The following is a 25,066-nucleotide window of genomic DNA, read 5'->3' as shown; positions in this document are numbered from 1 at the left end:
TGTCAAGCCTCCTGCTTCTGGGCGGTCACCTGGAACACCCGCTTCTGGTTCGAATTGAGGGCGACGTACCCCTGGAAGCGGGGAATGCCGTCGACGGTGAGGTCCAGCACGGCGTCGAAGCGCTTGGTCAGGGGGATGAGGTCCCCCTCCTGCAGGGCCAGGATGTCCGAGAGCCTCAGGCTGGTGCCCCGGATCTCGGCGCAGACCTGCATGTCGCACCGCTTCACGCTCTCCATGAGGAGCTTGGCCTCCTCGAACGTGCCGGACTTCTTGTAGCCGGTGTACATCTCCTGGTCGAACTTGCTGGCCACCGGCTCCAGGATGATGGAGGGGATGGCCAGGTTGATCATGCCGACCACGGAGCTCATCTTCACCTCGAAGACCACCAGCAGCACGACCTCGTTGGGGGCCACGATCTGGATGAGCTGGGGGCTCGTCTCCCGGGCCTGGATCTTGAAGTCCAGGTCGATGATGCCGCGCCAGGCCTCGCGCAGGTCGTCCAGGGCCAGCTTGAGCACGCCGTCGAAGATGGACTGCTCGATGTCGGTCATGGTGCGCAGCTGCTTGAGGGGGTCGCCGGGGCCGCCCAGCATCTTGTCGATGATGGGGAAGACCAGCTGGGGGTTCACCTCGAGGGCGAAGGCGCCCTCCAGGGGCCGGATGGAGATGGCGTTGAAGCAGGTGGGGTCCGGGACGGAGAGGAGGAACTCCTGGTAGCTCAACTGCTCCACGGAGACCAGGTTGACCTCGGTGATGGTCCGGAGGTAGGCGGACAGCGAGCTGGAGAAGTTCCGGGCGAAGCGGTCGTGCATGAAGTGCAGGGAGCGCATCTGCTCCCGGCTGACCCGGTCCGGCCGGCGGAAGTTGTAGAGGCTGACCTTCTTCAACTGCTGGGCTTTTTTTGCCTTCTGAGGCGCGGCGCTGGCGGTGGGGCGATCAACCGGCCCGGCAGCGGGTGCAGGCCCCTTCGCCGCCTTGGCGTGGGACTTCAGGAGGGCATCAACCTCTTCCTGGCTTAGAATCTTGGCCATCGCTCATCCCGTTCAACCATCGATGCGTCGTTCCTTGAGCTTGCCCCGGAGGCGGAGCATGGACTTGGTATGCAATTGCGATACCCGACTTTCGGTGATGTTGAGGAGCGTGCCGATTTCCTTCATGGTCAGCTCCTCGAAGTAGTAGAGCTGGACCACGAACCGCTCCTTGGTGGGGAGGCGGTCGACGGCCGACTTGAGAATGCTTCTCACCTCCCGGGCCTGGAGCAGGATGTGGGGGTTCTCCCCGTCCGGGTCGGGGACGAAGCTGATGAGGTTCTCGCCCTCGCCGTTCTCGCCGGCGTCCACGAAGGCGCCGAGGGTCACGCCCTTGAGTTCGTCCAGGGAATGGTGGAGGTCGTCCAGGGCGAGGCCCAGGTGGGCGGCCACTTCCTCGTCCGTCGCGGCCCGCCCGTGCTGTTGCTCCAGGAGGTGATAGGCGGCCTCGATGTCCTTCTTCTTGCGGCGGAGGCTCCGGGGGACCCAGTCCAGGTCCCGCAGGCCGTCCAGGATGGCGCCCCGGATGCGCTGCTCGGCGTAGGTCTTGAACTTCACGTTCCGGTCGGGCTCGAACTTCCGCACGGCGTCCATGAGGCCCAGGATCCCGGAGTGGATGAGGTCATCCACCTCCACGTGGCTGGGCAGGCGGCTCGAGATGCGGTGGGCGACGAACTTCACCAGGGGCAGGCATTCGGTGATGAGCTCCTCCCGGTCCCGGAGGTCGGGCAGGTCCGGCACCTCCGGCGCCTCGGGCCGGGCCGGGGAGGGGGTGGGAATCCTGGCGGCGCGGCCATAGGCGTCCAGGGCCGCCCTGCCCATCGTGGACGCGGCCTGCCTGGGGTCCTGCCCCTTTCCCGCCGGTCGACCTCCCTCCGTCATGGCTCCTCGGTGCTAAGGCCCTTCCAGAATGCAGCAAATCCCTCTTTTTGTAAGGGGATCTTCTGCTGAAGGCGGGCGGCCGCCTCGGCGAAGGCGAGGGTGGCGGGGGCCTGGGGGTAGAGATCGACCACGCACCGCTGCTGGCGGACGGCCTGCAGCATGAAGGGGTCGGCGGGGAGCATGCCCAGGACCTGGAGCTCCCGGTTGAGGAAGCGCTGGGTGGCCGCCTGGAGCTGTTCGATGGTCTCCTCCGCCTCCTCCTCGTTCTGGGCGTTGTTCACGAGGAGCCACAGGGGCTTCTGGGGATCCCGCAGGTGGACGACCTTGACCATGGCGTAGGCGTCCACGAGGGCGGTGGGCTCGGGGGTGGTGACCAGGAGGACCTCCTGGGCCGCCATGAGGAGCTTGATGACCGAATCGTGGATGCCGGCGGCGGTATCGATGAGCAGCCAGTCCAGGCCCTGGGAGACCCGCTGGAGGCCCTGGACCAGGCGCAGCTCGGCGGCGGCGTCCAGCCGGGTCAGCTCCTGGATGCCGCTGCTGGCGGGGATGATCCGGATCCCGAAGGGCCCGTCCACGATGATCTCCTCCAGGAGCTTCTCGCCCCGGAGGACGTGCTCGAGGGTGTGGCTGGGGGCCAGGCCCAGGAGGATGTCCAGGTTGGCCAGGCCGAAGTCGGCGTCGAGGACCATCACGCGCTGGCCCTGCTGGGCGAGGGACATGGCCAGGCCGGCCACGACGTTGGTCTTGCCCACGCCCCCCTTGCCGGAGGCGATGGCCATCACCCGGCTCCCGAAGAGGCTGGAGGGGGCCGGCTGGGTGCGGGCCAGGGCTCTGAGACGGTTGGCTTGATCGTTCATGGCGGGCCTAGGGTCGATGCGCGGATGCGGGGAACTGTCAGGCGAGCTGGGGCAGGGGGAGGATGAGGTCGGCCAGGCGCCGGCTCGTGGCCATTTCGAGGTCCTGGGGGACCTCCTGGCCCGTCCCCAGGTAGCTGATGGGGCGCTTGACTCTCACCAGGGTGGAGAGGAGGGGGCCCAGGGTGCAGGTCTCGTCCAGCTTGGTGAAGACGAGGCGGCTGGGGCCGAGGGACTCGAAGCGCTGGGCGATGTCGGCCAGGTCCCGGGGCTTCGTGGTGGCGGAAAGCACCAGGTGGACCTCCGCCTCGGGCAGCTCGTCCAGGAACCGGCGCAGCTGGCCCATCATCTCCGCGTCCTTGGGGCTGTGCCCCGGCGTGTCGAGGAGCACGAGGGCGCGGTCCTGGTAGAAGCGGAGGGCGCTGCGCAGGTCCTCCACGGTCAGGGCCACGTGGAGGGGGACCTGGAGGATCTCCGCGTACTGGTGGAGCTGGTCCACCGCGGCGATGCGGAAGGTGTCCAGGGTCAGGAGGGCGACCTTCTGCTTGAGCTCGAGCTTGGCATAGGCGGCCAGCTTCGCGATGGTCGTGGTCTTCCCCACGCCCGTGGGCCCCACCAGGGCCACCACCCGGGTGCGCCCGGTCTCGAGCTGGATGGGAGGGGCGACGGGGATGAAGTCGGCGATGACGCGCCGCAGGAAGATGCGGGCCCGCTCGGGGTCCAGCTCCCCGGAGTGGCCGGTCCCGTCCTGCTCCATGAGGGAGCGCTGGGTGTACTCGCACAGGCGCAGGGCGATGAGGGGGTCCAGGTCGTTGGCGACGAGGTCGCCGTAGAGCTCGAGCAGGGGCTGGGGCAGCTGCAGCTGGGCCTGGGGCATGCCCTGCTTCTGGATGCGGGTGAGCTGGGCCTTCATCTGGTCCAGCTCGCGCAGGATGGAGGCGTTGCGGACCTCCACCTCCTTGAGGGCCTCCACGGCGCCCTTGATCTCCAGGAGCTCGCGCCGCAGGGGCTGGAGGTCCACGGGGGGCGGGGGCGGCGGCGGGGGGCGCGGCCGCCGCGGGCGGGGCGGCGGGGCGGGGCTCCGCCCGCGGCGGTTCGGGGGCGCGCACGGGCGCGTGGCGCGCCGCCAGGGGGTCGCGCAGGCCATACGTGGCGGCGGCCCGGGCGGGTGCGGGCGGGGGCTGGGGGGCCGGGCGGTCCGAGGCCTCGTCCACGGCCGCGGTGACCTCGATGTAGGCCTCCTCGCCCAGGGGCGTCTTGCGGCGGCGGGTCCGGGTGGACAGGATGAAGGCGTCTTCCCCCATGTCGCGCTTCACGACGGAGAGGGCTTCCTGCATGGAGGCGGCTTCAAAGGTCTTCACGCGCATGGGGCCGTCCGTGGATCGAAGGAGGGGGGGATCATGACACCGTCCCGAGGTTCACCACGCGCACGTCCATGGGGATCTCGCTGTGGCTGAGGACGACGAGGTGGGGCAGGGCGCGCTCCAGGAGGCGGCGCAGGTGGGGGCGGACCACGGGGTTCGTCAGGAGCACCGGCTGGGCCCCGGGCAGGAGGTTGGTGATGCCCGAGCTGATGCGGCCGAGGATCTCCTGCAAGCGGCCCGGGTCCAGGGCCAGGAAGCTGCCGCGGTCCGTGGTCTCGATGCCGGACTGGATGGCCTGCTCCAGCTGGGGGTCCAGCATGAGGACGCCCAGCTCGTTGTTCTCGCTGAGGTGCGGCGTCGTGAGGGAGCGCCCCATGTGCTGCCGGACGTATTCGGTGAGGACGAGGGGGTCGCGGGTGACGCCGGCGGCGTCGGCGGTGGCCTCCAGGATCCGGCCCAGGTCCCGCACGGGCACCCGCTCCCGGAGGAGGTTCTGGAGGACCTTGAGGAGGAGGCCCACGGGCACCACGTTGGGCACCAGCTCCTCCACGAGCTTGGGGGCGGACTCCTTGAGGTTGTCCAGGAGGCCCTGGAGTTCGGGCCGGCCGACGAGCTCGGGGGCCTGCTGCTTGATGAGTTCCGAGAGGTGCGTGGTGATCACGGTGGCCGGGTCGACCACCGTGTAGCCCATGAGCTGGGCGTGGTCGCGCTGGCCTTCCTGGATCCAGAAGGCGGGAAGGCCGAAGGCGGGCTCGGTGGTGGCGGTGCCCTGGACGTCGCCGGTGGCCGTCCCGGGGTTCATGGCCAGGAACATGCCCGGGATGACCTCGCTGCGCGCGATCTCCTCGCCGCGCAGCTGGACCCGGTAGACGTTGGCCGGCAGCTGGAGGTTGTCCCGGATCCGGATGGGGGGCACGACGATGCCCAGTTCCTGGGCCATCTGGCGCCGGAGGGCCTTGATCCGCTCAAGGACTGTCCCGCCCTGGTTGACGTCCAGGAGGGAGATGAGGCCGTAGCCCACCTCCAGGCCCAGGGGATCCACCTTGAGGAGGGCCTCGACCCGCTCGGGGGCCTCGGCCTTGGGCTTCTCCGGCTCCGCCTTGCGGGACGCCTTCTGCAGCGCGAACACGTAGGTGGCGTAGGCCATGATCCCGAAGACCACCCCCATGATCCAGAAGGGGACCAGGGGCAGGCCCGGGACGGCTCCGAAGAGGAAGAGGACGGCGGCCGCGATGGCCAGGGGCCGGTAGTCGAGGCCGAGCTGGCCCACCAGGTCGGCGCCGAGGTTGGGGGACTGGCTGCCGCTGCGGGTGGTGAGGATGGCGCCACCCACGGAGATGAGGAGGCTGGGCACCGCGGTGACGAGGCCGTCGCCCACGGTCAGGAGGGTGAAGGTCTCCATGGCCGCCATGACGGGCATGTTGTACTTGAGGATGCCGATGATGATGCCGGCGATGATGTTCACGGCCAGGATGAGCAGGGCGGCCACGGCGTCCCGCTGGGTGAACTTCACGGCGCCGTCCATGGCCCCGTAGAAATTGGCCTCCTCGCCCAGTTCCCGCCGCCGGCGCCGCGCCTCGTGCTCGTCGATGTAGCCGGCGTTCAGGTCCGCGTCGATGGCCATCTGCTTGCCGGGCATGGCGTCGAGGGTGAAGCGGGCGGTCACTTCCGCGATGCGGCCGGCGCCGTGGTTGATGACGAGGAACTGGATGGCCAGGAGGATGAGGAAGACCACCAGGCCGATGACGTAGCTGCCGCCCACCACGAACTGGCCGAAGGCCTGCACCATGTGGCCGGCCGCCTCCGGGCCCTGCTCGCCGCCATACAGGAGGATCCGGCGGGTGGTGGCCACGTTCAGGCCCAGGCGGAAGAGGGTGACGATCAGGAGGATCGAGGGGTAGGCGTTGAATTCCTGGGGTTTGCTGACATACATGCCCACCAGGAGGATCAGGAGGGACAGGGTGATGTTGAAGACGATCAGGATGTCGATCACGAACGCCGGCAGCGGCAGGATCATGACCACCATGACGATCAGGACGAAGACGGGCGCAGCCAGGTCAACCCGCCGGGAAAGGCGGCTGACGTAGGGGAGGAGCCTGTCCAGGTAGGTCAGCATGTTGACACCAGGGCCTCAGACAGCGAAAGTGATGCCAACAGGCCTTATCCAATGGACAGCTTGGATTTGGCAAGGTTCTGGAGGCAGGCATGGGCATGCGGGCGGGGTGGCGGATCGGAATCCTGGCGGCCCTGGTGGCCCTACCCGGTTGCCAGGCGCCGAAGGCGGTGGCGCCGGTGTCGCCCATGGGTCCGGAGGCCCTGGTCCTGGAACCGGCGGACGGCGTGGTGACGGAGGGGCGGACCCTGGACCTGCGGATCCGGGGCTGGGCGGAGGCCCCGGCCGGGACGGCGTGGTCGGTCACCGGCGGCACGATCTCGCCCGGCGGGCGATACCAGGCCACCGGTGGGCCCGGCACGTTCCAGGTCACCGCCCGGGTCCACGGCCGCACCGGCCACACCCAGGTGCGGGTCATCCCGCCCCCCCGGGGACCCGTGACCGGACCCGACCGGGTTCCCCCCGGGGCCCGGGACCTGAAGGCCTCGGTGCCCGCCCAGCCGGGCGCCACCTACGCCTGGAGCGCCGTCCATGCCGTCCTGGCGGGCCGGACCGACGGCCCCGAGGTGACCTTCCAGGCCGGGACCACCGGCCCCATCCGGCTCGTCTGCCGGATCGTCAACGCCGCCGGGACCCCCCTGACCGCCTCCCTGGAACTTCCCCTGGCGCCGCGGGTGGCCCTGTCCATCCAGCCCGCCCGGGCCGTCGTGACGGCCGGGAACCGCTACAAGGCCGGCTTCACCCTGGACGGCCCGGCCGACACGGCGATCCGCTGGACCGTGCTGGAGCCGGGCGGCGGCACCGTGGACGCCCTGGGCGAGTACCGGGCCCCCCAGACGCCCGGCCGCTATACCGTGCAGGCGGCGCTCCGGGAGGATCCCACCGTCCGGGCCACCCTGGCGATCCAGGTGGTGGCCGCCCCGGTGGGGCCCGTGCGGGGTCCGGGCCACGCGACCAAGGGGGCCACGGGCCTGGGGGCCTCGGTGCCCGACCAGCCCGGCTGCACCTACGCCTGGACCGTGGAGGGGGGCACCCTCCGGACCGGCGCCGGCAGCCCCCGGATCACCTTCGACGCGGGCGCCGGGCCCCGGGTCCGGCTCATCTGCGAGATCACCAACGAGGCCGGCGAGGCCTTCCGGAGCACCCTGGACCTGCCGCTGGCGGATTGAGGGGGGTCAGATGGGGCCCGCGGCCACGGCCGTGTCGAGGCTGATGGGGGCTGACTTCCGCTGGGCCTCCCGCCGGATGGGGCAGTCGGCGATGGGGCACTGGGCGCAGAGGGCCCGCTGGCAGGGGTCCACGTGGGTGTGGAGCTCGCCCTCCAGGCCCGCCTCCTGGATCACCCGCTGACCGAAGGCCTCGGCCAGGTCGTGGCTCCGGGCGATGTGGAAGAATTCGGGCAGGACCACGTGGATGTCCACGTGCACGTAGCGGCCCGAGCGGAGGGTGCGCATTTCGTGGATGGCGAGGACTTCCTGGGGCCGGACGCGGTTGATGACCTCCACCAGCTGGGAGAGCAGCTGGGGATCCTCGGTGTCGAGGAGGGCGGCGCTGCTGGACCGGACCAGCTTGTAACCCGTCCAGGCCAGCAGGCTGCCCACGGCCATGGCGATGGCGGGGTCCAGCCAGGTGAGGCCCGTGAAGGTCACGAGGACCAGGGCGGCGCCCAGGCCGCAGGTGGTCCAGAAATCGGACATGACGTGGTGGCCGTCCGCCTCCAGGGCGGTGGAGCGCTGCTTCTTGCCCTGGTGGATGAGGTAGAGGCCCAGGGCCCCGTTGAGGAGGCCGGCGCCGAAGTTGATGGCCAGACCCTTGCCCAGGTGCTCCAGGGCCGGCTTCTCGATGAGGGCCTTGATGGCCTCGTACCAGATGAGCACGGCGGCCAGGCTGATCATGCCCCCCTCGAAGGCGGCGGAGAAATGCTCGATCTTGCCGTGGCCGTAGGGATGATCCCGGTCGGCGGGCTTCCCGGCGAAGATCACCGCGCCCAGGGCGAACACGGCCGCCACGACGTTCACCACGCTCTCGATCGCGTCCGAATTCAGGGCCGCCGAATGGGAGATGTGGAACGCGTAGTACTTCATCCCGAGGATGAAGGTCCCGGCCCCGATGGACAGGGCCGAGACCCGGATACGCTGGCGCTGGCTGGCTTCTTCGGACATGGCGACCTCAGTGCCCCTCCAGGGCACATGCTCCATCATGGGACCATGAACGGCTGAAGCCAAATCCGGGGTGGTTGAGATCCGGTATCAGATCTTCTCGGCCAGCTTGAGGAGGGCGTCGCCCAGCTGGACCTTGGAGGACCGGAGGTTGTTGGTGTTCAGGAGGAGCTTGGGGCGGCCGCCCTCTTCCTCGATGAGCACGCAGCTGGCGGAGGCCAGTTCCCGGCGCCCGGCGACGACGAGCTTGCCCATGGCCTTGCTGACCTTGGCTTCGGGCACCGAGGTGGCCCAGATCACCTGGGCGTTGCCGTCCACCTGCAGGCCCAGGGCCTCCAGGGCGGGGCGCAGGGCGGGGTCGCTGCAGGCGATGCGGTTGGAGCCCGAGGACGACACGATCACCTTGAGGAACTTGGCCTGCACCTCAGGGGCGGCCTCGCCCGCGCGGAGGGCGGGGGCGCACGCGAGGGCGGCAAGGACGAAAAGGCGGGCGAGTTTCATGGGTGTCCTCCGGAAAGGCATGGGGCGTGGAACCGGGCTCGGCGCATCCAGCGGGGCCGGGCCCCACCGTGCGGTCCTCCGTGGCGCTGTTCCCGGGCCTGCGGGGACCTCCCCTCCACACGAGCTAGGGTTGGTCGCAGTCATTCTAGCGGATTCCCGAGGAAACGGACGGGAAAGCGGTTTGATCTGGATCACACCCGCGCGCGTCCGGACCCGGGGGGACCCCGTTCAGGCCTGGGCGGCGCGGCGGCCGCCGGGGCCCTTCCCCATCACCCGGCCGATGCTGCGGATGCGGGCCTCCATGCACCCGTGGCAGACCTGGGCGGTCTCGTGGACGCAGGCCTTGCCCGGGTAGATCTCGTAGAGGACCCGGTACTCGGGCGGGGTCACGTTGGGCATCACCACGTTGGCCCCCCGGTTGAGGCCCAGCTCCCGGCCCGTCTGGGGGTCGAGGGTGGCGAGGGCCGTCGTGCTCGGGATGTTGGCCTGGGGGCACACGAGGCGGGCGAGGGCGACCGCCTTCAGAGTGGTGAGCTCGTCGTTGGGCACCTGGTCGCCGGGCGCGGCCCGGAAGGTGTCCGCCGCCTCGCCGCCCAGGGGGGTCCGGGGGCTGGGCAGGAAGGGGCCGATGCCGAGCATGTCCATGTCGTAGTGCCGGAAGGTGTCGATGTCCTGGGCCAGGATGTCCCAGGTCTGGCCGGGGATGCCGACCATGACGCCGGTGCCGATCTCGTAGCCCATGTCCCGCATGCGCTCCAGCTGGGCCATGCGGTCGGAGAGGGTGCCGGGGAGGGCGGGGTGGATGCGGTCGTAGAGGACCGGATCCGAGGTCTCGAAGCGGAGCAGGTAGCGGTCCGCGCCGGCGGCCTTCCAGAGGCGGAGTTCCTCGTCCTCCCGCTCCCCCAGGCTCAGGGTGACGGCCAGCGGGGTCGTGGTTTTGATCTCCCGCACCAGGTCGGCGATGGTCTCCGGCTTGAAGCCCGGATCCTCGCCCGACTGCATGACCACCGAGCCATACCCGAGCCGGTGGGCCGTGCGGGCGCATTCCAGGATCTCCTCGGGGCGCATGCGGTAGCGGGTGATGCCCTGGCTGCAGGCGTTGATGCCGCAGTAGGCGCACTGGCGCACGCAGTAGTTGCCGATCTCGATGAGGCCCCGCAGGTGGACTTCGTCCCCCACATGGGCCTTCCGGGTGGCGTCGGCCTGGGCCCAGAGCGTCTCCAGGCGGGTCTCGTCGGTCTCCTTCAGCCAGGAGAGGATGTCACTTCGCTGCATTCGTCTGCTCCAGCAGGGCCTTGGCGGCGGGGAAGGGCTCCAGGGCCCGGTCGAAGATCCCCAGGGAATAGGCGATCGTCAGGCCGTAGTTGGTGAGGGGCACGCCCGCCTCCCGGGCGCGGTGGATGCGGCTCAGCATCTCGCGGCGGTTGCCGGTGCAGTTGCCGCAGTGGACCACGAGGCCGTAGGGGCTCAGGTCCTCGGGGAAATCCCGGCCCTGCACGTGCTCGAACTCCAGCTTCGCCCCCACGTACTGGGTCAGCCAGCGGGGGATCTTCACCCGGCCGATGTCCTCGCCCACGGGATGGTGCCCGCAGGTCTCGGCCACGAGGACCCGGTCCCCGCCCTTGAGGCGCTCGATGCCCAGGGTCCCCCGCACCTGCTCGGCGAGGTCGCCCTGGAAGCGGCTCATGAGGATGGAGAAGCTGGTCATGGGCACGTCCCGGGGCACGTCCGCGGCCACCTTCAGGAAGGCCTGGGAGTCCGTCACCACGAGCGCCGGGGGCCGGGTGAGGCGCTGGAGGGCGTTGCGCAGCTCCCGCTCCTGGACCACGAGGGCCATGCTCTCGCCGTCCAGCAGGTCCCGGATGGCCATGACCTGGGGGAGGATGAGGCGGCCCTTGGGGGCCTCCTTGTCGATGGGGACCACGAGGACGGCGGTCTCGCCCGGGGGGACGAGGTCGCTGACCAGGCGCCGGTTGTCGAAGAAGTCCGCGGGGGCCAGGCGCAGCAGGGCCTCCCGGAGGGCGGCCATGCCGGAACCCTCCAGGGCGCTCACCGAAACCCAGGGCAGGTCGTCGGGGTGGCCCGGGGCCTCGCCCAGGTCGGCCTTGTTCCGCACGACGAGCACGGGCACCTTGCGGGCCCGCAGCTCCTCCAGGAGGCCCGCCTCGAAGGGGCCCCAGGCCCCGCCCTCGGTGACGACCACGCCAAGGTCCACCCGGTCCAGGACGGCCCGGGTGCGGGCCATGCGGAGCTCGCCCAGGGCGCCCTCGTCGTCGATCCCGGCCGTGTCCACGAAGAGCACGGGCCCCAGGGGAAGCAGCTCCATGGGCTTCTCCACCGGATCGGTGGTGGTGCCCAGGGTGTCCGAGACGATGGAGACCCGCTGGCGGGTGAAGGCGTTCAGGAGGGAGGATTTTCCGACGTTCCGGCGACCGAAGAGGCCGATGTGGAGGCGGAGGGAGCGGGGGGCGGGCTGGGTCATGGTCGGGCCTTGCGGAAACCGAGGCGCCCCACAGCCTCGGGGCTGGTCAGGGCCTCGAACTGATCGGCGGTGAAGTAGCCCTCCTGGATGCCCGCCTCCCGCAGGCCGCGCCCGTCGAGGCGGGCGACAAGCTCGCAGGTGCGTTCGTAGCCCAGGAGGGGCAGGAGGGCCGTGGCCGCGGCGGTGCCGTTCTCCACCTGGGCCCGGCACCGGGCCTCGTCGGCCGCGAGCCCCAGGACGCAGCGCTCCCGCAGGAGGCCGCAGGCCCGGGCCAGGAGGTCCAGGCTCTCCAGGAGGCTGTGGGCCGCCAGGGGCAGGAAGGCGTTCAGCTCCAGGTTGCCCAGGGAGACCGCCAGGGTCAGGGCCTGGTCGTGGGCGATGGTCATGATGGCCGCCTGGGTCGCGGCCTCCGGGATGACCGGGTTCACCTTGCCCGGCATGATGGAGCTCCCCGCCTGGACCGGGGGCAGGATCACCTCCCCCAGGCCCGCCTGGGGGCCGCTGGCCAGGAGGCGCAGGTCGGAGCAGATCTTGATGAGGGTGGAGGCGAGGGCCTTGAGGAGGCCCGAGACCTCCACGAGGGCGTCCGCGTTCTGGGTGGCCTCCACCAGGTTCTCGGCCCGGGCGAGGCCGAGTCCGGTGATGTCCCGCAGGGCGTCCGTGGCCTGGAAGATGTAGTCGGTGGGGGCCGCGAGGCCCGTCCCGATGGCCGTGCCGCCCAGGTTGACCACGCGCAGGCGCTCCTCGGCCTTGGCCAGCCGCCACCGGTCCCGGTTCAGGGCCTCGGCGAAGGCGCCCATGGTGCGGCCCAGGGTGGTGAGCACCGCGTCCTGGAGTTCCGTCCGCCCCACCTTCACCACGTGGGCGAAGGCCCGCTCCCGGTCCTGGAAGGCCTCCTGCAGGCCCAGCACCCGGAGCTCCAGCTCCCGCAGGCCGTGGATGGCGGCGACGCGGAGGGCGGTGGGGAAGGTGTCGTTGGTGCTCTGGTGGAGGTTGAGGTGGCCGGTGGGCGAGACGGTCCCGTAGTCGCCCCGGGGCAGGCCCAGGAGCTCCAGGGCCCGGTTGGCCAGGACCTCGTTGACGTTCATGTTGGTGGAAGTGCCGGCGCCCCCCTGGAGGGCGTCGACCCGGATGTCGGCGGCGAGGGTGCCCTCCATCAGCTCCTGGCAGGCCCGGGCCATGGCGTCCGCCCGCTCGTCCTCGGGCAGGTAGCCCAGGCGGAGGTTGGTGCGGAGGGCGGCCAGCTTGACCGCCCCGAAGGCCCGGGCCAGGGCGGGGTGGACCGGGCGCCCCAGGAGGGGGAAGTTGGCGAGGGCGCGGGCCGTGTGGATCCCGTGCCGGGCCCCGGCCGGGATCTCCAGCGCCCCGAGGGCGTCCTTTTCGAGGCGGGTCTCGCTCATCCCTCCAGGATAGGGTGGAAGGGCCCAGCCTGGATTTGAGAATCGTTCCAGCCGAGAGACGCGGGTCACAACTCGCCGGGGGCGCCCCGGTCCCGGGGGACCCGGAGTGCTTGAATGGAGGGATCCCCTCGAGAGGAATTCCGATGACCGACTACCGGATCAAGGAACACCCGATCCTGCCCATCCCGCCTGGGCCCAGCCTTTCCTTTACATGGAAGGGGGAACGCCTCACGGCGCGGGAGGGCGAGACGATCGCCTCGGCCCTCTTCGGGAACGGCGTCCGCACCTTCGGCCACCACCCCAAGGACGGCGCCCCCATGGGCATCTTCTGCGCCAACGGCCAGTGCGCCCAGTGCACCGTCATCGCCGATGGCCTGCCCGTCAAATCCTGCATGGTCCCCGTGAAGGAGGGGATGGCCGTCCAGCCGCTGGACGGCAAGCCCGTCCTCCCCGACGTGGCGGAAGCGGACGCCCGGTTCCGGGACATCGAGACCCTCCAGGTGGAATGCCTGATCCTCGGCGGCGGCCCCGCCGGCCTTTCCGCCGCCATCGAGCTGGGCCGCCTCGGCGTGGGCGTGATCCTGGTGGACGACAAGACCGACCTGGGCGGCAAGCTCGTCCTCCAGACCCACAAGTTCTTCGGCTCCATCGACGCCTGCCATGCCGGCACCCGGGGCATGGACATCGGCCGCAAGCTCGAGGCCGAGGTCCGGACCTTCGAGAACGTCCGCGTCTGGACGGGCTCCAACGCCCTGGCCGTGTTCAGCGACCGGAAGGTGGGCATCCTCCGCGAGGGCCACTATGTGCTCGTCCAGCCCCAGGTGCTCCTGGTGGCCACGGGCGCCCGGGAGAAGTCCCTGGTCTTCAAGGGCAACAGCCTCCCCGGCGTCTACGGCGCCGGCGCCTTCCAGACCCTGGTCAACCGCGACATGGTGCGTCCCACGGACCGCCTCTTCGTGATCGGCGGCGGCAACGTCGGGCTCATCGCGGCCTACCACGCCCTCCAGGCCGGCATCGAGGTCGTGGGCCTCTGCGAGGCTCTGCCCGAGTGCGGCGGCTACAAGGTCCACAAGGACAAGCTGGTGCGCATGGGCGTGCCGGTCCACACCAGCCACACCGTCGTCTCCGCCAACGGCAAGGACGAGGTGGAGTCGGTGACCATCGCCAAGCTGGACGCCGCCTGGAAGGTCATCCCCGGGACGGAGCGGACCTACAAGTGCGACACGGTGCTCGTCGCCGTGGGCCTTGAGCCCGTCAACGAGTTCTTCGTCAAGGCCAAGGAGTTCGGCCTGCCGGTCTTCGCCGCGGGCGACGCCGAGGAGATCGCCGAGGCCTCCGCGGCCATGTTCACCGGCCGGATCCGCGGCCTCGAAATCGCCAAGGCCCTGGGCCGCGACGCCGGCGAAGTCCCCCAGGAGTGGCACCGGACGGCGGAGGTCCTCAAGTCCAGGCCCGGCGCCACCATCACCGAGGAGATTCCCGAGGAGGAGCGCGGCGTCTACCCCGTCTTCCACTGCAGCCAGGAGATCCCCTGCAACCCCTGCACCTCGATCTGCCCCCAGGGCTCCATCCAGATCGAGGGCGGCGACATCCTGGGCGTGCCCACCTTCAACGAGGCCGACTGCATCGCCTGCGAGCAGTGCGTCGCCGTCTGCCCGGGCCTGGCCATCACCCTGGTGGACTTCCGCAAGGAGGACGAGGCCGGCGCCCTGGTGACGATCCCCTACGAGTTCCCGGGCACCTCCATCAAGGCCGGCGACACCGTCACGGTGCTGGACACCCTGGGCCGGATCCTGGGCAACGTGCCCGTCGTGAAGACTCGTTCCCCGAAGTTCGCCGACCACGCCACCCTCGTGAAGGTGCGGGCCCCCGAGGAGATCGCCCGGCAGATCGCCGGCATCCGCGTCCAGCAGCCCTGGGTCTCGGATCCCATGGAGGAGACCGTCCAGCGCATCGATGACGACGAGATCGTCTGCCGCTGCGAGCGGGTCACCGCCGGCGAGATCCGGGCCCGCATCCGGGCCGGGGTGCGCGACCTCAACGAGCTCAAGGCCGCGACCCGCGCGGGCATGGGCTCCTGCGGCGGCAAGACCTGCCCCGGCCTCATCAAGCGGATCTTCCGCGAGGAGGGGGTCCGGGAGTCCGAGATCACCGAATTCACCCAGCGGCCGGTCTTCATGGAGGTGCCCCTGGGCGCCTTCGCGGGGCTGGACACCGGGGAGGGGCCGAAACAGGACGTGACCCCGGCCCACGCCGTCAGCGCCTTCCAGGGAGGTCTGTGATGACCACCGCGGTCTTCGACGTCATCGTCATCGGCGCCGGCAGCGTCGGCATGCCCGCGGCCATGCGGCTCGCGGAGAAGGGCATGAAGGTCCTGGTCCTCGACCAGTTCGCCTCCCCGGGCCAGGGCAGCAACAAGGCCGCCATCGGCGGCATCCGCGCCACCCATTCCTCCCCCGCCAAGATCAAGCTCTGCCTGGACAGCCTGGGCACCTTCTCCACCTGGAAGGAGGAGCGCGGCTGGGACATCGAGTGGACCCGCGGCGGCTACGTCTTCGTGGCCTACCGGCCCGAGGAGGAGCGCCTCCTCAAGGACCTGCTCGTGCTCCAGAAGCGCGCGGGGCTGGCCATCGACTGGCTCGACCCCGACGCCATCGCCGCGGTGTCCCCCGGCATCCGCCGGGAAGGGCTCCTGGGCGGGACCTTCTCCCCCGAGGACGGCTCGGCCTCCCCCATGCGCAGCTGCCTGGGCTTCTACCGCCGGGCCCTGGAACTGGGCGTCGAGTGCCGCTTCAACGAGCGCGTCACCAGCATCATGCGCCGCAAGGGCCGCGTGGTGGGAGTGCGCACCGACAAGGGCGGCTACGCCACGGGCTGCGTGGTCAACGCGGCCGGCGCCTGGGCCCGCGCGGTGGCGCAGGCCGGCGGCATGGACGTGCCCGTCGTCCCCGACTGCCACGAGGCCGGCATCACCGAGGCCGTGGCGCCCTTCCTGGATCCCATGCTGGTGGACATCCGCCCCGCGCCCGGTTCGGCCAATTTCTACTTCTACCAGCACAAGCCCGGGCAGGTGGTGTTCTGCATCACCCCCAACCCGCCCATCGTCGGTTCCGACCGCCGCGAGACCAGCGCCTACCTCCCGATGATCGCCCGCCGGATGGTGGACCTCATGCCCAAGCTGGCGAACCTGAAGGTGCGCCGCACCTGGCGGGGCCTCTACCCCATGACCCCGGACGGCGCCCCCCTCATCGGCAAGTCCCCCCACCTGGAGGGCTACATCGACGCGGTGGGCATGTGCGGCCAGGGCTACATGCTCGGGCCCGGCGTGGGCGCCCTCGTGGCGCGCCTGGCCACGGATTCCCTCCAGCCCGGCGACGCCGCCGTCCTGGAAGAGCTGAGCCCGTCCCGGGTCTTCGGCGGGGCCGAAGCGCTCAAGTAGTCAGGGCCCGCTTGATGGCCTCCATGAAATCCGCGGCCCGGTAGGGCTTCTGAAGGAAGCCCGCCAGGCCGTGGTCCTTGAAGCGGTCCACCGCCTCCCGCTCGTTGTACCCGCTGCTCAGCAGCACGGGCACCTCGCAGCCCCGGGCGCGGAGGGCGGCGAAGGTCTCGGCCCCGTCCAGGTGGGGCATGGTCAGGTCCAGCAGGACGAGGCGGATGTCGGCGCGGTGGGTCTCGAAGAGCAGCAGGGCCTCCAGGCCGTCCGCGGCCGGGAGGGCGTCGAAGCCCATGTGGACCAGGAGCCCCGAGGCCATGGCCCGGATGCTCTCCTCGTCGTCCACGACGAGGACGGTTCCCATCCCGTGGAAGGCGCCCGGCCCCGCCGCGACAGGCTGGGGCGCGGCGTGCCCGCCCTGGCCGGCGGGGAACAGGAGCTTGAACGTGGTGCCGCGGCCCGGCTCCGAATAGACGCGGATGGCGCCCCCGTGCCCCTTCACGATGCCCAGGATGGCCGAGAGCCCCAGGCCGCGGCCGGTGAACTTCGTGGTGAAGAAGGGCTCGAAGATCCGCTTCTGCGTCTCGGCGCTCATGCCGGACCCGTCGTCGGTGACCTCCAGCAGCACGTAGGTCCCCGGGAGGAGCTCCTGGCCGGGGAAGGCGCGGCGCAGGTAGTCGGCGTCCGCGTTCGTGCTCCCCGTCCGGAGGGTGATGGTGCCGGCGCGCTCCCCGATGGCGTCCGAGGCGTTGATCACCAGGTTCATGATCACCTGCTGGAGCTGCGCCGCGTCGGCCGACACGGACGGGATCCCCGCGTCCAGGGCGAAGCGGATGGCCACCTTCTTGGAGATGGAGATGGACAGGAGGTGGGTCATCTCCTTGACCAGGCCGTTCAGGTCCAGGGGGCGGATCTCGAAGGAGCCGCGCCCGGAGTAGGCCAGCATCTGGCGCGCGAGGCCGGTGGCCTTGGCCAGGAGGCGTTCGATCGTCTCCAGGCGCTGCTGCTCGGGCGCCTCCGGGGGCAGGTCCATCTGGACCATGCCCAGGTTCCCCAGGATGGCCCCCAGGAGGTTGTTGAAATCGTGGGCGATGCCCCCGGCCAGGACGCCCAGGCTCTCCAGCTTCTGGCTCTGCAGGTGGGCCTGTTCGGCGGCCTTGCGCTCGGTGATGTCGGTGCTGAGGATGCCGATGCCCCAGTTCGCCCCGTCCGCCCCCGCCAGGGGGAACTTCAGGGTGATGTAGTCGTGGGTGCTGCCGTCCCCGTGGACCCAGCGTTCCTCGGCCTGGAGGGAGCGCCCGGTGGCGATGACCTGGCTGTCCTCCCGGTCCAGCCGCTCCCCCACGCCCGGGGGCATGGCCTCCAGGTCCGTGTGGCCCAGGATCTCGGCAGCGGGCCGGGCCATGAGGGCCTCCCGGGCGGCATTGACGAGGAGGTAGCGGCGGTCGGTCCCCTTGAAGGCGATGGCCGCCGTGGCGTGGCGGACGAAGCCCTGGAGGCGCGCCTCGCTCTCCTGCAGCTCCCGGGTGCGCCGGGCGACGGTCTCCTCCAGGCTCCGGGCCAGGTCCCGGAGCCGGGCCTCCACCTCGCGCTGGGGCGTGAGGTCCCGGCTGATCTTGAGGAAGCCCTCCAGGGCCCCGTCCCGGCCCCGGATGGAGGTGATGACCACGTGGGCCATGAAGCGGGCGCCGTCCTTCCGGACCCGCCATCCCTCCTCCTGGTAGGTGCCGCAGGCCTCGGCGAGGCTCAGCTCCATGGCCGGCTTGCCCAGGGCGGCGTCCTCCTCGGCGTAGAGCAGGGAGAAATGGCGGCCCAGCACCTCCTGCGCCTCCCAGCCCTTGATCCGGCGGGCGCCCTCGTTCCAGGTGAGGATACGCCCCTGGGGGTCCAGCATGAAGACGGCGTAGTCCGAGACCTGGGCGAGCAGGCCCTGGAAGTCCGCGAGGACCCGGGCCGCCAGGGGTGGGACCGCCGATTCGGGGCCGGCCGGGGCGAGGGGTCTGGAGAGGGGCTTCCGCATGGGGCATCCGCTTCCCACCGCGGAGTATGACCCCGGCGGGGGCCGTCTGCGACCCTTTCTCAGCTATAAATTCATGATAAATAAGAGGTTGTTCATTCCGTGGCGCCGGGGACGGGGTCGGGGACCTCGAGTTTCCGGAAGAGGGCCAGGAGCACGGCGCTCGTATAGAGGTTCACGAGGGTGCCAAGGAAATTGATGGCCCATATCCCCGGGTGGGTGAGCCGGATCCAGGCGGTGGGCTCGCCCCCCTTGGAGCCGAGGGCCAAGGAGCCGACCAGCAAATAGGCCATGAAGATGGCGGCGACGGCGAGGATCACCGGGATCACCCGCCGCCACGCCCGCACCATCAGGGCGAGGCTGCCCCGGGCCGCGTCGCCCAGGCGCTCGCCCCGGAGCAGCACCCGCAGGGGGGCCCAGCCGAAGGCGGTGAGCACGAAGATGCCGGGGAGGAGGAAGGCCGCCATGCCCAGGGCGATGGCCGCGTAGAGAACCAGGCGGCAGACCATGGCGGGCACCCACCGCGCGTCGAAGCGGGCCTGCCAGCCCCCCTCCGGTTCCTGGCCGCCCATCCAGGCGTCCGCCTCGACGAGGAAGCGGGGCACGAAGTACATCTCCAGGGGGAAGAGCCCGACGAAGGCCAGGGCGCCGTGGACGATATCCCGGTCGGGCAGGCCGGCCAGGATCTGGAGCACCGGCGGCAGGGCGCCCAGGACGGCCCCCAGGGCGGCCAGGGCCAGGGTGACCTGCGGCCTGCGGGCCAGGAGGCGGAGGCCTTCGGGGAAACAGGCCATGTCGGGAGCGGGGGACTTGGTCATTCCATGAGGGTAGCGCGTTATCATCGGGGCATGAGTCAACTGGCCCCATGCCTGCTCGTGGCGAGTCCGCTCCTGCTGGACCCGAACTTCCTGCATTCCGTGGTGCTCCTCGTGGAGCACGACGAGAACGGGGCCATGGGCGTGATCCTCAATCGCCCGCTCCCGGTGACCCTCCAGCAGATCTGCCAGGAAAGCCGTCTCGCCTTCGACGGCGACCCGGAGGCCACCGCCTGGCGCGGCGGCCCCGTGGATCCCCAGCGGGGCGTCATCCTCGTGCGGGGCGGCCTCCCGGAGGCCGAGGACACGGTCCTGGACTTCACGGATTTCATCAGCTACCGCAAGGACCTGCTGGAGTCGCTGCTCATCGAGCCCAAGGCGAGCTTCCGGCTCTTCCTGGGCTACGCGGGCTGGGGCCCCGGCCAGCTGGACCAGGAGCTCCAGGAGGGGGCCTGGGCCCGCGTTCCCCTGAACCCGGACTGGCTGATGGCTGAGGATCCCCAGGAACTCTGGAACCGGGCCATCCAGTCCATCAGCGGCTAGGCTGTGTTCGGAATCTATAGATTAGGTAAATAGTTAACTTGTACTCATACGTAAAGGCTCGTACACCACGAATTTTCCTGGGGTAACGATGCCGAGAAGTTTCCTGACCGATGCCATGTGGGCAAAGCTTGAACCGCTCCTTCCGCCAGAGCGTGGAGGGATGGGGCGATCCCGTCACCCCAACCGTCCCATGGTGGAGGCGATCCTGTGGAGGCACAGGACTGGGGCGCCGTGGAGGGACCTGCCGGAGGAATTTGGACCTTGGACAAGCGTGTACACGCGATTTGAGGCCTGGACCAAGCGCGGCGTGTGGCAAAGGATCCTGGAGTTCCTGCGCAAGGAAGCCGACCTGGAGTGGGTCATGCTGGATGGCACCATCATTCGCGCTCATCAACCTTCAGCAGGCAAAAGGGGGGGCTCTGGAACCAGGCGCTCGGACGATCTCGGGGTGGATGCTCGACCAAGATCCATTTGATCTGCGATGCCCACGGTAATCCTTTGGATTTCCTGGTCACTCCGGGGCAAGCCCATGAAAGCCGGTCTGCTGAAGGATTGCTGTGCGGTTGGCAGGCAGAGTACGTGTTCGGAGATCGGGCCTACGATGGGAACCCGGTAAGGAAGGCGATCGAGGCCATGGGTGCGACAGCCGTCATCCCACCTCATCCCCGGCGCAAGAATCCGGCGGCCTGGGACTCACACCTATACAAGGCCCGCCATGCCATCGAGCATGGGTTCGCCAAGCTCAAACAGTTCAGGGCGCTGGCCACCAGGTTCGACAAAACGGCGCGAAGTTTCTCAGCCCAGGTGGCTTTGGCCTGCATCGTGATCTGGCTGAGGCTATGAGCGGAGGGTGACAAGCGTTCCGGATCCTCATTGATCCTATGAAACGCGGAGGCGCGGAGGATCTCGCAGAGGGTCGCGGAGGAAAGCGCTCCTGGAACCTGCCCCTGGATATCGAGTGGAGGGGGCTTGTGGTTGAGCGGGCCTACCGGCTGGATTTGCTGGTTGACGACCTCGTGGTCGTGGAGGCTAAGAAGTGGTAACAAAACCCCTTGTACATCAAGGAAAGAGTGCATAGTGTACTTGGATGGCCCGAGAAATCTTGCCCTCTGAGCTCTGGGAACGCATCGCTCCGCTTTTGCCTCCGCCCGTGCCGAAGCCGAAGGGAGGGCGGCCTCCTGTGCCCAACCCCAACGCCTTGCGGGGAATCCTGTTCGTCCTGAAGACAGGCATCCGCTGGGCGGATCTGCCGAAGGAGATGGGCTGCGGCAGTGGCATGACATGCTGGCGCCGACTCCAGGAGTGGCATGACCTCGGCGTGTGGGACGACCTCCATCGAATCCTGCTTGAGGAGTTGAACGACGCAGGCCGAATCGATTGGGAGCGCGGCGCCCTGGATGCTTCGAGCATCAGGGCAAAAAGGGGGGCCAAGCGATCGGCCCGAACCCCACGGATCGAGGGAAGAACGGGACCAAGCACCACCTGATCACCGATGCCAATGGCATCCCGATGGCCGTGCTGGTGGGGCCTGCGAACCAGCATGACTCGGTCCCATTCGAGAAGCTGATCGATGCGGTGCCAGGGATTCGCCATGGTCGTGGGCGCCCCCGCCGGCGTTTCAGGAAACTGCACGCCGACAAGGCGTACGACTTCCGCCGCTGCCGGGTGGCCTGCAAAGTCCGGGGCATGCTCTCCCGCATTGCACGGCGAGGGGTCGAGACCGCAGAGAAACTTGGCAAGCATCGCTGGGTAGTCGAGCGGACCTTCGCGTGGTTCAAGCACTTCAGGCGCCTCATGGTTCGTTACGAAAGGCGGGCCGATATCCACCTAGCCTTCCTCAAGGTTGCAGCCAGCCTCATCTGCTTCTCTGCCCTGGGATGGTAATGCGCTGGAAGTAGCCCCAGCCCTATCCCCGTTGATCCCAACCATCGGCGTTCATCCCTGTTACGCAGGGCCAGCGATGGCATGGGTCGGTGCGCCCATTACATGCGCCGACCCATCTATGCCTCGGCCCTGCGTAACAGGGATGAACGCCGATGGTCGGGATGGAGGAGATGAAGCATGGTAATCGCCGGCGGAAAGCACTGGTTTTGTTACCACTTCTAAGGCGGAATGGAGGTCGGCCTGCTCCTCAATTTCCATCAGTGGCCTTTCAAAGACGGTGGAATCAAGCGGGTGATACATACAAGGGCTTGATCCTTTCTCCGCGAGCCTCAGCGAGATCCTCCGCGCCTCCGCGTTCCAATAGGATGCTGCGAATGCGCGGCGCCATCAGGCACTGCAGCACAGACTCACTATTCCAGCTCCTCCATGCTCCGGCACGGATGGGTATTAGCCATTACTATCCTAGATTACGAACACACACTAGCTAGGCGACGCCCTTGGCGGCGTCGCTGGCGAGGCGGTCGACGCGCTCGTTCTCGGGGTGGCCTGCGTGGCCGCGCACCCAGTGGGCGGTGACCTTGTGGCGGGCCACCTGGGCGTCCAGCTCCCGCCAGAGCTCCTCGTTGAGCACGGGCTTGCCGTCGGCCTTGCGCCAGCCCTTGGCCTTCCAGCCCTTGATCCAGGACTGGATGCCCTTCACCACGTACTGGCTGTCGCAGTAGAGGTCCACGGTGCAGGGGCGGGTCAGGGCGCGGAGGCCCATGATGGCCCCCATCAGCTCCATGCGGTTGTTCGTGGTGGCCTTCTCGGCGCCGGCGGCCTCCTTCTCCTTCGGGCCCGCGTCGGTGCGGACCCGGAGGAGGTAGGCCCAGCCGCCGGGGCCGGGATTGCCGAGACAGGCGCCGTCGCAGTAGAGTTCGACCTCCACCGGCTACGCCTTGGCCATGTGGGGGCGGACGGACTCGGCCGCGAGCTGGATGCTGCGGTGCAGCAGTTCGACGCCCAGGTCGAGGTCCTCCGTGGCCAGGTTGAGGGCGGGCCGGAAGCGGAGGCCCTGCTGGCCGGTGCTCAGGATGATCATGCCCAGGTCCTGGGCCTTGCTGACGGTGGCCGTCCGCAGGGCGGGGGTGCACATGTCCAGGGCGCAGAACAGGCCGCGGCCGCGCGGATTGCTGGTGAACTCGGGGAAGTCGCGGTGGATCTGCTCGAGGCCCTTGAGGAGCCGCTCGCCCTGCCTCGCGCAGTGGCCCACGAGGTCCTCCTCGACCATCACGTCGATGATGCGCTTGCCGCGGACCATGTCGACGAGGTTGCCGCCCCACGTGCTGTTGATGCGGCTGGGGATCTTGAAGACGCTGTCGACCTCGTCGAGGCGGGCGCCGGCGGCGATGCCGCAGCACTGGGTCTTCTTGCCGAAGGCGATGATGTCGGGGCGGACGTCGTGGTGCTGGTGGGCCCACCACTTGCCGGTGGCGCCGAAGCCGGTCTGGACCTCGTCGAAGATGAGGAGGAACTCGTGCTCGTCGGCGAGCCTGCGGAGCTCCCGGAGGAACTCGGTGCGGAAGTGGTTGTCGCCGCCCTCGCCCTGGATGGGCTCGATGATGAGGCAGGCGATCTCATCGGGGTCCTGCCTCACGACGGCCTCGATCTGGGCCAGGGCCACCTTCTCCATCTGCTCGACCCGCGCCGTGTTCTCGGCGTCGAGGGGGAAGGTCACCTTGGGATTGGGGATGCGGGGCCAGTCGAACTTGGGGAAGTACTGGTACTTGCGGGGGTCGGCCGTGTTGGTGAGGCTGAGCGTGTAGCCGCTGCGGCCGTGGAAGGCCTCCTTGAAGTGGATGACCTTGCTGCCCTTCTCGGGCCTGCCCTTCTCGAGGTTCTTGCGGACCTTCCAGTCGAAGGCCGCCTTGAGGGCGTTCTCGACCGCGAGCGCGCCGCCGTCGATCCAGAAGAGGTGGGGCAGGTAGGCGGGGGCGGCCTTCGTGGCGAAGGTCTCAACCCATTCCGCGTAGGCCGTCGTGTAGATGTCGGAGTTGGCGGGCTTGTTCACGGCGATGGCGCCGAGTTCGGCCTGGAAGGCCGCTTCCTGCAGGCGGGGATGGTTGTGGCCCAGGGGCGCGGTGGCGAAGAAGGTGTAGAAGTCGAGGTAGCGCTTGCCGTCCCGCGCGTCGACGATCCACGAGCCCTTGGACTTGTCCAGGTCCATCACCATGTGGAACCCGTCCACCAGGAGATGCCGACCTAGGACGTCGAAGACATCGGTGGGCTGCACGCGGATTTCCTGCGATTTTTTCATATTCAGCCTCGGGTTTGAGCCAGACTACCATGGGGTGCCTAGGGGGCTTTTCTTGGTTTCAATGATCGAAGTCACAGAAACAAGGCTTGATGTCGATGAAATTCGCAACAGTATGAGGGATCCGCGCGCCGGAGCGGTGACCGTTTTCGAGGGCTGCGCCCGGGATCACCACGGGGGCCGGGCCGTGTCCAGCCTCGCGTACGAGGCCTTCGGACCCATGGCCCGGGCCGAGCTCACCCGGATCCGGGAGGCGGCCATGGCCCGGTTCGACCTCCTGGGGTGCGCCATCCACCACCGCACCGGCGAGGTGCCCCTGACGGAGGCCGCCGTGGTCGTGGCCTGCGCCGCCGCCCACCGCGGGCCCACCTTCGAGGCCGTCGCGTGGATCATGGACCGGGTCAAGGAAAGCGTTCCTGTCTGGAAGAAGGAGGCTTACCGCGACGGGGACGCCGCCTGGGTCGAAGGGGAGGCCCGGCGCCCCTGATTTTGGCACGGCCTTGGCACCTCCCCCGGCGAGAGGTGCCTACCCATGGATCCCGCCTACTACGTCGCAGCCGGAAGCTTGAAGGCCCGTTCCTTCCAGCTGGACGTCGTCTCCAACAACCTGGCGAACACGTCCACCCCCGGGTACAAGCCCGAGAAGAGCTTCTTCGCCCTGTTCAACAAGGCCCGGGACGAAGGGCAGGGGCTGCCCCTGTCGGGCTACCTCAATGACGGCACCGTGCTGGCCTCCCGGGGGACCGATTTCTCCCAGGGCGTCCTCAAGACCACCGGGCGCACCCTGGACCTGGCCCTGGACGGGACCGGGTTCTTCATGGTGAAGGCCCAGGGGCGGACCCTCGCGACCCGGGACGGGCGCTTCACCCTGTCCCGGACCGGGGAGCTCCAGACCCTGGATGGGGCCACGGTGCTGGGCAAAAATGGCCAGCCCATCGTCCTGGACACCGCCAATCCGGCCTTCACCGTCCTTCCCGACGGCACCGTCCAGCAGGGGCCCGAGCCCAGGGGCCAGCTGGACATCCGCGACTACCAGCAGACCGACGCCCTCCAGCGGGTCGGCGCCAACCGCTTCGACCCCGGCGGCGCCACCGCCAAGGCCGCCGCGGGCCAGGTGGTCCAGGGTTCGCAGGAGCAGAGCTCCGTGGACATGGCCACTTGCATGATCGACATGATCCGTCTCAACCGCCTGTTCGAGATGAGCCTCAAGGCCGCCTCGACCATCACCAACGACATGGACGCCAAGAGCATCAGCGACGTCTCGACGGGCAGGTGAAACCGCCCCATCCCCAGGA

The 25,066-nt window shown here is 69.3% G+C and carries 23 protein-coding genes; 9 read left to right on the top strand and 14 right to left on the bottom strand.

All coding sequences use genetic code 11. The features are described 5' to 3' along the window. Positions 1-2 precede the first annotated feature (2 nt). From fliM to flhA, 5 genes are all read right to left on the bottom strand, one after another. Positions 3-1,031 (bottom strand): flagellar motor switch protein FliM, encoded by a 1,029-nt coding sequence (gene fliM, locus R2J75_RS12240; RefSeq protein WP_316410265.1) that lies wholly within the window; start codon positions 1,029-1,031, stop codon positions 3-5. Between the two features lie 12 nt (positions 1,032-1,043). Then, positions 1,044-1,910, bottom strand: a complete 867-nt coding sequence (locus R2J75_RS12235) for a FliA/WhiG family RNA polymerase sigma factor (RefSeq protein ID WP_243332010.1) — start codon at positions 1,908-1,910, stop codon at positions 1,044-1,046. Next, on the bottom strand, positions 1,907-2,770 hold the full coding sequence (locus tag R2J75_RS12230) for a MinD/ParA family protein (protein WP_243332011.1): 864 nt from the start codon (positions 2,768-2,770) through the stop codon (positions 1,907-1,909). Before R2J75_RS12230 ends, R2J75_RS12235 begins: the two co-directional genes overlap by 4 nt. Before the next feature lie 37 nt (positions 2,771-2,807). After that, entirely contained in the window at positions 2,808-3,914 is a 1,107-nt protein-coding gene (locus tag R2J75_RS12225; RefSeq protein ID WP_316410264.1) for a flagellar biosynthesis protein FlhF, read from the bottom strand. Between the two features lie 251 nt (positions 3,915-4,165). Beyond that, on the bottom strand, positions 4,166-6,247 hold the full coding sequence (flhA, locus tag R2J75_RS12220) for a flagellar biosynthesis protein FlhA (RefSeq protein WP_243335791.1): 2,082 nt from the start codon (positions 6,245-6,247) through the stop codon (positions 4,166-4,168). Positions 6,248-6,336: 89 nt separating this feature from the next. Here flhA and R2J75_RS12215 point away from each other — a divergent pair, with 89 nt between their 5' ends. Beyond that, positions 6,337-7,413, top strand: a complete 1,077-nt coding sequence (locus R2J75_RS12215) for a hypothetical protein (RefSeq protein WP_243335793.1) — start codon at positions 6,337-6,339, stop codon at positions 7,411-7,413. 6 nt (positions 7,414-7,419) lie between these two features. On the opposite strand, the gene R2J75_RS12210 is transcribed toward R2J75_RS12215, so the two are convergent. The 5 genes from R2J75_RS12210 to R2J75_RS12190 form a co-directional block, all read right to left on the bottom strand. Continuing rightward, positions 7,420-8,406: a cation diffusion facilitator family transporter gene (locus R2J75_RS12210; protein WP_243335795.1), complete on the bottom strand. Its 987-nt coding sequence runs from the start codon at positions 8,404-8,406 to the stop codon at positions 7,420-7,422. 87 nt (positions 8,407-8,493) lie between these two features. Then, complete coding sequence (locus R2J75_RS12205) at positions 8,494-8,904, bottom strand: hypothetical protein (protein ID WP_243335797.1); 411 nt, start codon at positions 8,902-8,904, stop codon at positions 8,494-8,496. Between the two features lie 228 nt (positions 8,905-9,132). Continuing rightward, entirely contained in the window at positions 9,133-10,179 is a 1,047-nt protein-coding gene (gene hydE / locus R2J75_RS12200) for a [FeFe] hydrogenase H-cluster radical SAM maturase HydE (protein WP_243335799.1), read from the bottom strand. Then, a complete protein-coding gene (gene hydF / locus R2J75_RS12195; protein ID WP_243335801.1) occupies positions 10,166-11,386 on the bottom strand; it encodes a [FeFe] hydrogenase H-cluster maturation GTPase HydF in 1,221 nt (406 codons plus the stop codon). Before hydF ends, hydE begins: the two co-directional genes overlap by 14 nt. Further along, the gene (locus R2J75_RS12190; RefSeq protein WP_316410263.1) at positions 11,383-12,786 is read right to left on the bottom strand and encodes an aspartate ammonia-lyase; all 1,404 of its coding nucleotides are present in this window, start codon (positions 12,784-12,786) and stop codon (positions 11,383-11,385) included. The genes hydF and R2J75_RS12190 overlap by 4 nt, the downstream gene beginning before the upstream one ends. 143 nt (positions 12,787-12,929) lie before the next feature. Between R2J75_RS12190 and R2J75_RS12185 the strand changes: the two genes are divergently transcribed. Beyond that, a complete protein-coding gene (locus tag R2J75_RS12185) occupies positions 12,930-15,068 on the top strand; it encodes an FAD-dependent oxidoreductase (RefSeq protein ID WP_243335803.1) in 2,139 nt (712 codons plus the stop codon). Next, positions 15,068-16,225: an NAD(P)/FAD-dependent oxidoreductase gene (locus tag R2J75_RS12180; RefSeq protein ID WP_243335804.1), complete on the top strand. Its 1,158-nt coding sequence runs from the start codon at positions 15,068-15,070 to the stop codon at positions 16,223-16,225. Before R2J75_RS12185 ends, R2J75_RS12180 begins: the two co-directional genes overlap by 1 nt. Here the strand turns inward: R2J75_RS12180 and R2J75_RS12175 are convergent. Together R2J75_RS12175 and R2J75_RS12170 are read right to left on the bottom strand one after the other, a co-directional pair. Further along, the gene (locus tag R2J75_RS12175) at positions 16,218-18,239 is read right to left on the bottom strand and encodes a PAS domain-containing hybrid sensor histidine kinase/response regulator (protein ID WP_243347516.1); all 2,022 of its coding nucleotides are present in this window, start codon (positions 18,237-18,239) and stop codon (positions 16,218-16,220) included. The two genes, R2J75_RS12180 and R2J75_RS12175, sit on opposite strands and share 8 nt — an antisense overlap. A gap of 92 nt (positions 18,240-18,331) precedes the next feature. Continuing rightward, positions 18,332-19,054, bottom strand: coding sequence for a hypothetical protein (locus tag R2J75_RS12170; protein WP_243335806.1), 723 nt, complete (start codon positions 19,052-19,054; stop codon positions 18,332-18,334). A gap of 30 nt (positions 19,055-19,084) precedes the next feature. Between R2J75_RS12170 and R2J75_RS12165 the strand changes: the two genes are divergently transcribed. From R2J75_RS12165 to R2J75_RS12150, 4 genes are all read left to right on the top strand, one after another. Continuing rightward, positions 19,085-19,594 carry a YqgE/AlgH family protein gene (locus tag R2J75_RS12165; protein ID WP_243335807.1) on the top strand — a complete coding sequence of 170 codons (510 nt, stop codon included), beginning with the start codon at positions 19,085-19,087 and terminating at the stop codon, positions 19,592-19,594. A gap of 88 nt (positions 19,595-19,682) precedes the next feature. Further along, positions 19,683-20,437 (top strand): IS5 family transposase gene (locus R2J75_RS12160; RefSeq protein WP_316410262.1). Its coding sequence is split into 2 segments (ribosomal slippage): positions 19,683-20,016 and positions 20,016-20,437, totalling 756 coding nucleotides; the frame shifts between segments, so codons are not numbered across the junction. A 38-nt stretch (positions 20,438-20,475) separates the two neighbouring features. Next, the gene (locus tag R2J75_RS12155; RefSeq protein ID WP_316410261.1) at positions 20,476-20,637 is read left to right on the top strand and encodes a GxxExxY protein; all 162 of its coding nucleotides are present in this window, start codon (positions 20,476-20,478) and stop codon (positions 20,635-20,637) included. A gap of 44 nt (positions 20,638-20,681) precedes the next feature. Further along, a protein-coding gene (locus R2J75_RS12150; RefSeq protein WP_394365840.1) for an IS5 family transposase occupies positions 20,682-21,478 on the top strand; the annotation gives its coding sequence in 2 pieces (ribosomal slippage) (positions 20,682-21,018 and positions 21,018-21,478; 798 coding nt in all). A 484-nt stretch (positions 21,479-21,962) separates the two neighbouring features. Here R2J75_RS12150 and rnhA read toward each other — a convergent pair. Beyond that, entirely contained in the window at positions 21,963-22,406 is a 444-nt protein-coding gene (rnhA, locus tag R2J75_RS12145; RefSeq protein ID WP_243335676.1) for a ribonuclease HI, read from the bottom strand. 3 nt (positions 22,407-22,409) lie between these two features. Beyond that, positions 22,410-23,750 carry an L-lysine 6-transaminase gene (gene lat, locus R2J75_RS12140; RefSeq protein ID WP_243335675.1) on the bottom strand — a complete coding sequence of 447 codons (1,341 nt, stop codon included), beginning with the start codon at positions 23,748-23,750 and terminating at the stop codon, positions 22,410-22,412. Between lat and R2J75_RS12135 the strand changes: the two genes are divergently transcribed. Both R2J75_RS12135 and R2J75_RS12130 read left to right on the top strand, forming a co-directional pair. After that, positions 23,689-24,258 (top strand): molybdenum cofactor biosynthesis protein MoaE, encoded by a 570-nt coding sequence (locus R2J75_RS12135; RefSeq protein WP_316410260.1) that lies wholly within the window; start codon positions 23,689-23,691, stop codon positions 24,256-24,258. The two genes, lat and R2J75_RS12135, sit on opposite strands and share 62 nt — an antisense overlap. 45 nt (positions 24,259-24,303) lie before the next feature. Beyond that, positions 24,304-25,047, top strand: coding sequence for a flagellar hook-basal body protein (locus R2J75_RS12130; protein WP_316410259.1), 744 nt, complete (start codon positions 24,304-24,306; stop codon positions 25,045-25,047). Positions 25,048-25,066: the final 19 nt, after the last annotated feature.

The organism is Mesoterricola sediminis (assembly GCF_030295425.1).
GTDB lineage: Bacteria > Acidobacteriota > Holophagae > Holophagales > Holophagaceae > Mesoterricola > Mesoterricola sediminis.
This window is presented reverse-complemented; position numbering and strand designations above follow the sequence as displayed.